Consider the following 8,015-nt stretch of genomic DNA (forward strand, 5'->3'; position numbering starts at 1 on the left):
CGGGCGGCGGCGGCGGCGCGGGCGGCGGCAGCCCAGCCGGCCTCGCCCGAGAGGGCCGGATACGCCGCCAGAAGCGCCTCGGCCAGATCGATTTTACGTGCGGGAACCGCCATTTACACGGCCTCCTTGAGAAGGTCGGCATAGCCGTTCTTCTCGACTTCCAGCGCCAGTTCCGGCCCGCCGGATTTGATGATCCGACCGTCCGACATGATGTGCACCACGTCCGGCGCGATATGGTCCAGCAGGCGCTGGTAATGGGTGATCACCAGGAAGGACCGCCCAGCGTCGCGCAGCGCGTTCACGCCGTCGGCGACCAGCTTCATCGCATCCACGTCGAGGCCGGAATCGGTCTCGTCCAGGATGCACATTTTCGGTTCCAGAACAGCCATCTGCAGGATTTCGTTGCGCTTCTTCTCGCCGCCCGAGAAGCCGACGTTGACCGGCCGCTTCATCATGTCGGCCGAAATCTCGAGGCTCGCCGCCTTCTCCCGGATCAGCTTGAGGAACTCGGCCGCCGACACTTCCGGCTCCCCGCGCGCCTTGCGCTGCGAATTGAGCGCGGTGCGCAGGAAGGTCATGTTGCCCACGCCCGGGATCTCCACCGGGTACTGGAAGGCGAGGAAAAGCCCCGCGGCGGCGCGCTCCTCCGGCTCCATGTCGAGCAGGTCGGCGCCCAGCAGGGTCGCGGACCCGTCGGTCACCGCATAGCCCTCGCGCCCCGACAGGACATAGCTGAGCGTCGACTTGCCCGACCCGTTCGGCCCCATGATCGCGTGGACCTGGCCCGCATCCACATTCAGGTCGACGCCCTTGAGGATGCGCTTGTCCTCTTCCTCGAGCTTCACGTGAAGGTTCTTGATCTCCAGCATCTTGTCGTCCTTTCTTCAGACGCCCGGCGCGCAAGGCGGCGCAGGCGAGACATGGCGAAGGGGCATCAGCCCCGGAATATCAAGGCGGCGCCGACCAGGATCAGGCCGAAACCCGCCGCGGTGGTCCACGAGATCGACTCCTTCAGCCACAGGACCGAGAAGCCGCAGAACACCGCCAGCGTGACCACTTCCTGAATGGTCTTGAGCTGGGCGGCCGAATAGACCGCGTGGCCGATGCGGTTGGCCGGCACCGCGAACCAGTATTCGACCAGCGCGATGGCCCAGCTGCCCATCACCGCGATCCACAGCGGCGCCGACGGGTAGCGCAGGTGGCCATACCAGGCGAAGGTCATGAAGACGTTGGACAAAACCAACATGCCGACCGGAAGAAGATAGGGGATCCATGCGCCCAATCTCGTCCTTCGCCCCCGCTCAGACCCGCTCGATCTTCACGGCGGTGCCGGAGACCGAGACCATCAGCATCGAGCCGTCCTTGCCGACGACCTCGTAATCGATGTCGACCCCGACCACCGCGTTGGCCCCGGCGGCGCCGGCGCGTTGCTCCAGCTCGCGGAAGGCGACCTCGCGGGCGTCCTCCAGCTTCGCCTCGTAAGCCCCTGATCTCCCACCGACGATGTCGGTGATGCCGGCGAAGAAATCACGCACGATGTTCGCGCCCATGATCGCCTCGCCCACCACCACGCCGCAATATTCGACGATGCGATGACCCTCGACGCCGTTGGTGGTGGTGACGATCATCCGGCCGCTCCTGTCCCGGGGATTGACCGCGATCATCAGCCCACCGAGCCTTCCAGCGAGATCGCCACCAAGCTCTGCGCCTCCATCGCGAACTCCATCGGCAGGGCCTGCAGGACCTCCTTGCAGAAGCCGTTGACCACGAGGGCCACCGCGTCCTCCTCCGACATGCCGCGCTGGCGGCAGTAGAACAGCTGGTCGTCGGCGATCTTCGACGTCGTCGCCTCGTGCTCGACCTTCGAGGACTGGTTGCGCACTTCGATGTAAGGCACGGTATGCGCGCCGCATTTGTCGCCGATCAGCAGGCTGTCGCACTGGGTGTGGTTGCGCGAATGCGTGGCCTTGGGGTGCATCGACACCAGCCCGCGATAGGTGTTCTGCGCGCGCCCCGCGGAGATGCCCTTGGACACGATCCGCGACCGGGTGTTCTTGCCCAGATGGATCATCTTGGTGCCGGTGTCCGCCTGCTGGTAGTTGTTGGCGATGGCGATGGAGTAGAACTCGCCCTGGCTGTCATCGCCGCGGAGAATGCAGGACGGGTATTTCCAGGTGACGGCCGAGCCCGTCTCCACCTGGGTCCACATCACCTTGGAGCGATCCCCGCGGCAGTCGGCGCGCTTGGTCACGAAATTGTAGATGCCGCCCTTGCCTTCGGCGTCGCCGGGATACCAGTTCTGCACCGTCGAGTATTTCACCTCGGCGTCGTCCAGCGCCACGATCTCCACCACCGCCGCGTGCAGCTGGTTGATGTCGCGCTTCGGCGCAGTGCAGCCCTCCAGGTAGCTCACATAGGAGCCCTTGTCGGCGATGATCAAGGTCCGCTCGAACTGGCCGGTGTTCTCGGCGTTGATCCGGAAGTAGGTCGACAGCTCCATCGGGCAGCGCACACCCTCGGGGATGTAGACGAAGGACCCGTCCGAAAAGACCGCCGTGTTCAGCGTGGCGTAGTAGTTGTCCGACGCCGGCACGACCGAGCCGAGATACTTGCGCACCAGCTCCGGATGCTCCTGCACCGCTTCGGAAATCGAGCAGAAGATCACGCCGGCCTTGGCGAGCTCGGCCTTGAACGTGGTGCCGACCGACACGCTGTCGAACACCGCATCCACCGCCACCTTGCGGCCTTCGGCGGCGGGACCGTCCGCGCCTTCAACGCCTGCCAGAATCATCTGCTCTTTCAGCGGGATGCCGAGCTTGGCGTAGGTGCGCAGCAGCTCCGGGTCGACCTCATCCAGAGACTTCGGTTTCACCGCGAAGGACTTGGGCTGCGCGTAGTAATACTGATCCTGGAAGTCGATCTTGGGGTAGTGGACCATGGCCCATTCCGGCTCGTCCATCTTCAGCCAGCGCCTGTAGGCGGCCAGACGCCAGTCCAGCAACCAGTCCGGCTCGTTCTTCTTGGCCGAGATCAGGCGGACGATGTCCTCGGACAGACCCTTGGGCGCGTAGTCCATCTCGATGTCCGACGACCAGCCGTGCTTGTATTCCCCGCTGAGCGAGCGCACCGCGTCGACGGTATCCTGCTCGACCCCGTCCTTGGCGACGAGTTCGGGCGTGGTATGATCCAGAGCGGCCATGTCGGTCTCCTTGTCGCGCGCGCGCCCCGGTGGGCGGCGCGAGGGGGGGGTCAGGCGGCCCGCGCGGTGGCGCGGGCGTGTTTCTCGGCCCAGGCGGCGACGAAACCGTCGATTTCGGCCTCCGTCGTCGCGGGCCCGATCGAGACGCGCAGCCCGCAGGCCGCGTCCTCGGGCGAATATCCAAGCGCCGCAAGCACTTGGCTCGGCGCCGTCTTGCCTGATGCGCAGGCCGAGCCGGAACTGACCGCATAGCCCGCGAGGTCCATCTGCATGGCCTGCGTCTCTCCCCGCCAACCGCGCGCGAGGATCAGCGAGGTGTTGGGCAGACGCGGACCGTCCCCCCCCACGATCTCGGGCGCATGGGCCAGGCTTTCAAGGCGCCGCTCGAGCCGGTCCCGCATGACGGCGACCCGGTCCCATTCGCCGGCGTCGCGTTCGGCCCCGGCCGCAGCCGCCGCCGCGCCGAAACCGGCGATGCCGGGCAGGTTCTCGGTGCCCGCCCGCCGGTTGGTCTCCTGCCCGCCGCCGGGGGCGAGGCTCGCCCCGCCGAGGCCCGCACCGCGCACGATCAGCGCGCCGACCCCCTTGGGACCGCCGAGCTTGTGACCCGACAGGATCGCGAAATCCGCACCCGAGGTCGAAAAGTCGAAAGGCAGCCGCCCGACCAGCTGCGTGATGTCGGCCAGAACGCGTGCGCCCGGCGCCGCGGGAATCGGGGTCAGCGCTCCGGTCTCGTTGTTCGCGGGCGTCATCGCGATCACCCGCCCCGGCCGATCGCCGGCCCGCGCCAGCGCGGTCAGGCAGGGATGCGAGGTCGGGTCGACCTCCACCACCCCCTCCGGCAGCTGCGCCAGGATCCCGGCGGCCTCGGTGGCGCCGGAGGTGAACACCACCTCCTCCGTCGCGCAGCCGACCAGGGCCGCCACCTGCGCCCGCGCCCGTTCGATCAACCCGCGCGCCGCCCGTCCCTCGGCATGCACCGAAGACGGGTTCCCCCCGACCTCCAGCGCCGCGATCATCGCCGCGCGCGCCTGCGGCCGCAGCGGCGCGGAAGCGTTCCAGTCGAGATATGCGCGGAGACGCGTCATGCGCGGGCCATATCCTCGTTCAGCAGCTCGGCGAAATCGGGGACCGCGGGGCACGGCACCATACGGTTGGCCACCACATCGGCCAGCGTGGTCCGGCTGAGGAACACATGCACATGGGCCGACAGCTGCTCCCACAGATTATGCGTCAGGCAATGCGCCTGGGAGCCGCCGCAGCCCTTCTCGTTCTTCTCGGTCCCGCAGCCCATGGCGTTCAGCCGTTCGTCGACCGCGGCCATCACCTCGGCGATGGTCACGTCGCGCGGCGCGCGGGCCAGGCGATAGCCGCCGCCGGGGCCGCGCACGCTGTCGACCAGGCCTGCACGGCGCAGACGGGCGAAAAGCTGCTCCAGATAGGCCAGCGAGATATCCTGCCGCTCCGCGATCTCGGACAGCGACACCAGCGTCTCGGCCGGCTGCAACGCGATATCGGCGAGCGCGGTCACCGCGTAGCGGCCCTTGGTGCTGAGCTTCATGCCTGTCTCTCCTCGCGGCGTCGCGTTCGCGCGCCTTGTCGTCCGGCGGCCGGGGCGCGGAGATGCGCCCGCGGCCTGCGATTTCTTCCCCGCATGTCGCCCCCTTCGCCGGGGCTTTCAAGCGTCAAAGCCAAAACCGGAAGCGCATGAAACGCCCACGGTCCCCGGTCATGGCCGCGACGCAGGCGCCGGAGCGCCTTGCGCGAATTGGCGCGGGTCAGTTGACGCGAGACCTGTCGCCGACTACCTGCAACGCAACCGGCTTCGACCGGCATGAAGTTTAGAACAGTTCTAGATTGCCCGAGGAATTGAGTCAAGCATGGCCGCCCCCCGTCAGGGGACGCGTGGCCGGCGTCTCGAACCCGGGCCGATGGCCATCAGCGCGAGGGAACCGAATGCCCGAAGTGATCTTTCCCGGACCGGACGGACGTCTGGAAGGTCGCTACCATCCGCAGAAGGCCAAGGATGCGCCGCTGGCGATCATCCTTCACCCTCACCCCCAGTTCGGGGGGACGATGAACAACAAGGTGGTGTACAACCTGCACTACGCCTTTCATCGTCTGGGCTTCGCGGTGCTGCGCTTCAACTTCCGCGGCGTCGGCCGCTCCCAGGGCGAGTTCGACCAGGGCATCGGGGAACTCTCCGACGCCGCCGCCGCGCTCGACTATCTCCAGGTGCTCAACCCCAACGCCCGGCAGAGCTGGGTGGCGGGCTTCTCCTTCGGGGCCTGGATCGGGATGCAGCTGCTGATGCGGCGACCCGAGATCTCGGGCTTCGTCTCGGTGGCCCCGCCGGCGAACATGTACGACTTCTCGTTCCTCGCGCCCTGCCCGTCCTCGGGCCTGGTGGTGAACGGCGACGCGGACCGCGTGGCCCCGCCGGCCGACGTGCTGAAGCTGGTCGACAAGCTCAAGACCCAGCGCGGCATTGAGATCACCCATGAGGTGATCCCCGGCGCCGGGCATTTCTTCGACAAGCAGCTCGAGCAGATGACCTCGCTGGTCGAGAACTACGTCGGCATGCGCACCGTGGTCGAGGGCGCGTCCTGATCCGCTGAGCGGATTGGATGGACTTCAAGGGGGCGCGTCCGGCCGGGCGCGCCCCTTTCGCCTTCAGGGTCGCGACAGCCGCCCGCCCGGGGTGGCGGCGCGGACCCCGGTGGAGTCGGGCGAGGTCAGCGGCAGACCCCGCTTCACACGGACCGCGAGCCAGGCGAAAGCCTGCGCCTCCATCAGCCCGCCGTCGAAGCCCGCGGCCTCGGCCGGGATCACCTCGGCCTCGACCCGCTCGGCGATCATCCGGGCGAGCACCGGGTTGCGCCGCCCGCCGCCGCACAGGATCCAGGTGGCGGCGGGGCGCGGCAGATGCGCCGCCGCCCCCGCCGCGCAACGGGCGGCTAGCGCGGTGAGCGTCGCCGCGCCATCCTCCGGCGAAAGCCCGTCCATCGCCGCCAGAACCTGCGCGAAATCGTTACGGTCCAGAGATTTCGGCGGCTTTCTCGAGATCCACTCCGAAACCGAGTTTCGGATCAGCAGATCCTCATGCACACGGCCAGCTTCCGCCGCTTCGCCGTTGAAATCGCAAGAGGTTCCGAATTTCGCCTGCATCCAGTCGTCGATCGGCGCATTCGCCGGCCCGGTGTCGAACCCGACCAGCGCGCCCGGGGCCTCGGGCCGATCCACCCCAGGATCCACCCAGCTGACATTGCCCACCCCGCCGAGATTGAGGAAGCATACCGGCCCGCCGCCGCCCATCCCCCGCGCCAGCGCGTGATGGAAGAACGGGACCAGCGGCGCGCCCTGCCCGCCCGCCGCCATGTCGGCGCTGCGAAAGTCCCAGGCCACGTCGCGCCCCAGGGCGCGGGCGAGCCGCGCGCCATCGCCCAGCTGCCAGGTCCAGCCCTCGTCCGGCGCGTGCGCCACGGTCTGGCCATGGAACCCCACGATCTCCACCGCCGGCGCGTCGCTCCCCGCCAGCAGGCGGGCGGAGGCGGCGGCATGGGCTTCGGTCACTTCGGCTTCGGCGCGAGCGAGGATCTCGACCGCCCGCCCCTCCGCCGGGCGAAACCCGCGCCAGTCGCGATGCACGGCGCGGGCCGCGTCCATCTCTCCCGGCGCATAGGGGAATTCCGCGCCGGGCCCGAAACCTGACACCGTCTCGCCATCGGTCAGCAGCGTCGCCGCATCCACCCCGTCGAAAGAGGTCCCCGACATCAACCCAAGCGCCCAGACCGGCTTCATCGCATCCCTCCCATTCGCAGCCCACACCCCGACACCGCGCGACCCGAAGGGTCAAGCCGGCCCGAAGGGCGCGCAAGCGCCCGGAGAAGACGGAATGCCGGCGCAGCCGGCGCCATTTCCCTCGCCGCCCTTCCCTTCCGCGCCGGCCCGCGGCATAGAGCCTCCCACCTATCACGCCCGAGGATCCGGACATGACCTACGCGCCCAAATCCGAGTTCCTGCACACCGTCATCGCCCGCGGCTTGATGCAGGACTGCACCGACCTGGAGGCCCTCGACGAGGCCCTCATGGCGGGGGTGGTCCCGGGCTATATCGGCTTCGACTGCACGGCCGACAGCCTGCATGTCGGCCACCTCACCGGCATCATGCTGCTGCGCTGGCTGCAGAAGACCGGGCACAAGCCCATCGCCCTGATGGGCGGCGGCACCACCCGCATCGGCGACCCGTCCGGCAAGGACGAGGCGCGCCAGCTGCTCACGCCCGAGGTCATCGCCTCCAACATGGAGGGCATCCGCGCGGTGTTCTCCGCCTACCTCGCCTTCGAGGAAGCCGGCGGCAACGCGCTGCAGCCCAACAACGCCGACTGGCTCGATCAGCTCAACTACATCGACTTCCTGCGCGACTACGGCCGGCATTTCACCATCAACCGGATGCTGACCTTCGACTCGGTCCGCCTGCGGCTCGACCGCGAACAGCCGCTGACCTTCCTCGAGTTCAACTACATGCTGCTCCAGGCCTACGACTTCCTGGAGCTGAACCGGCGCCTCGGCTGCCGGCTTCAGATGGGCGGCTCGGACCAGTGGGGCAACATCGTCAACGGCGTGGAGCTGACCCGCCGGGCCGAGGGCGCGCAGGTCTTCGGGCTGACCGCGCCGCTGCTGACCAAGGCCGACGGAACCAAGATGGGCAAGACCGCCGGCGGCGCGGTATGGCTGAACGAGGACCGGCTCGGCCATTACGAGTTCTGGCAGTACTGGCGCAATGTCGAGGACAGCCAGGTCGGCCTGCTGCTGCG

At 68.3% G+C, this 8,015-nt stretch carries 9 protein-coding genes; 2 read left to right on the top strand and 7 right to left on the bottom strand.

Features of this window, described 5'->3' with window-relative positions; genetic code table 11:
* Nucleotides 1-113 precede the first annotated feature (113 nt).
* The 6 genes from sufC to ACTB72_RS19005 form a co-directional block, all read right to left on the bottom strand.
* On the bottom strand, nt 114-869 hold the full coding sequence (sufC, locus tag ACTB72_RS18980; protein WP_463038580.1) for a Fe-S cluster assembly ATPase SufC: 756 nt from the start codon (nt 867-869) through the stop codon (nt 114-116).
* Between the two features lie 65 nt (nt 870-934).
* Nucleotides 935-1,246, bottom strand: coding sequence for a DMT family protein (locus ACTB72_RS18985; protein ID WP_463038588.1), 312 nt, complete (start codon nt 1,244-1,246; stop codon nt 935-937).
* A 55-nt stretch (nt 1,247-1,301) separates the two neighbouring features.
* Complete coding sequence (locus ACTB72_RS18990) at nt 1,302-1,628, bottom strand: heavy metal-binding domain-containing protein (protein WP_463038581.1); 327 nt, start codon at nt 1,626-1,628, stop codon at nt 1,302-1,304.
* Between the two features lie 35 nt (nt 1,629-1,663).
* Nucleotides 1,664-3,199 carry a Fe-S cluster assembly protein SufB gene (gene sufB / locus ACTB72_RS18995; protein ID WP_463038582.1) on the bottom strand — a complete coding sequence of 512 codons (1,536 nt, stop codon included), beginning with the start codon at nt 3,197-3,199 and terminating at the stop codon, nt 1,664-1,666.
* Between the two features lie 50 nt (nt 3,200-3,249).
* The gene (locus ACTB72_RS19000; RefSeq protein ID WP_463038583.1) at nt 3,250-4,287 is read right to left on the bottom strand and encodes a cysteine desulfurase family protein; all 1,038 of its coding nucleotides are present in this window, start codon (nt 4,285-4,287) and stop codon (nt 3,250-3,252) included.
* Nucleotides 4,284-4,760: an Rrf2 family transcriptional regulator gene (locus ACTB72_RS19005; protein ID WP_463038584.1), complete on the bottom strand. Its 477-nt coding sequence runs from the start codon at nt 4,758-4,760 to the stop codon at nt 4,284-4,286. The genes ACTB72_RS19000 and ACTB72_RS19005 overlap by 4 nt, the downstream gene beginning before the upstream one ends.
* 395 nt (nt 4,761-5,155) lie before the next feature.
* Here ACTB72_RS19005 and ACTB72_RS19010 point away from each other — a divergent pair, with 395 nt between their 5' ends.
* Nucleotides 5,156-5,809, top strand: a complete 654-nt coding sequence (locus ACTB72_RS19010) for an alpha/beta hydrolase (RefSeq protein ID WP_463038585.1) — start codon at nt 5,156-5,158, stop codon at nt 5,807-5,809.
* A 63-nt stretch (nt 5,810-5,872) separates the two neighbouring features.
* Here ACTB72_RS19010 and ACTB72_RS19015 read toward each other — a convergent pair whose 3' ends face one another.
* Complete coding sequence (locus ACTB72_RS19015) at nt 5,873-7,000, bottom strand: anhydro-N-acetylmuramic acid kinase (protein ID WP_463038586.1); 1,128 nt, start codon at nt 6,998-7,000, stop codon at nt 5,873-5,875.
* A gap of 191 nt (nt 7,001-7,191) precedes the next feature.
* On the opposite strand from ACTB72_RS19015, the gene tyrS reads away from it, so the two are divergent.
* A partial coding sequence (gene tyrS, locus ACTB72_RS19020; protein ID WP_463038587.1) for a tyrosine--tRNA ligase occupies nt 7,192-8,015 on the top strand: 824 nt, incomplete at its 3' end.

Source organism: Albimonas sp., from assembly GCF_055129145.1.

Bases quoted from the DNA above. Each gene is read 5' to 3' on its own strand.
- sufC (WP_463038580.1), bottom strand. From the start codon at position 869: ATGCTGGAGATCAAGAACCTTCACGTGAAGCTCGAGGAAGAGGACAAG.
- ACTB72_RS18985 (WP_463038588.1), bottom strand. From the start codon at position 1,246: ATGTTGGTTTTGTCCAACGTCTTCATGACCTTCGCCTGGTATGGCCAC.
- ACTB72_RS18990 (WP_463038581.1), bottom strand. From the start codon at position 1,628: ATGATCGTCACCACCACCAACGGCGTCGAGGGTCATCGCATCGTCGAA.
- sufB (WP_463038582.1), bottom strand. From the start codon at position 3,199: ATGGCCGCTCTGGATCATACCACGCCCGAACTCGTCGCCAAGGACGGG.
- ACTB72_RS19000 (WP_463038583.1), bottom strand. From the start codon at position 4,287: ATGACGCGTCTCCGCGCATATCTCGACTGGAACGCTTCCGCGCCGCTG.
- ACTB72_RS19005 (WP_463038584.1), bottom strand. From the start codon at position 4,760: ATGAAGCTCAGCACCAAGGGCCGCTACGCGGTGACCGCGCTCGCCGAT.
- ACTB72_RS19010 (WP_463038585.1), top strand. From the start codon at position 5,156: ATGCCCGAAGTGATCTTTCCCGGACCGGACGGACGTCTGGAAGGTCGC.
- ACTB72_RS19015 (WP_463038586.1), bottom strand. From the start codon at position 7,000: ATGAAGCCGGTCTGGGCGCTTGGGTTGATGTCGGGGACCTCTTTCGAC.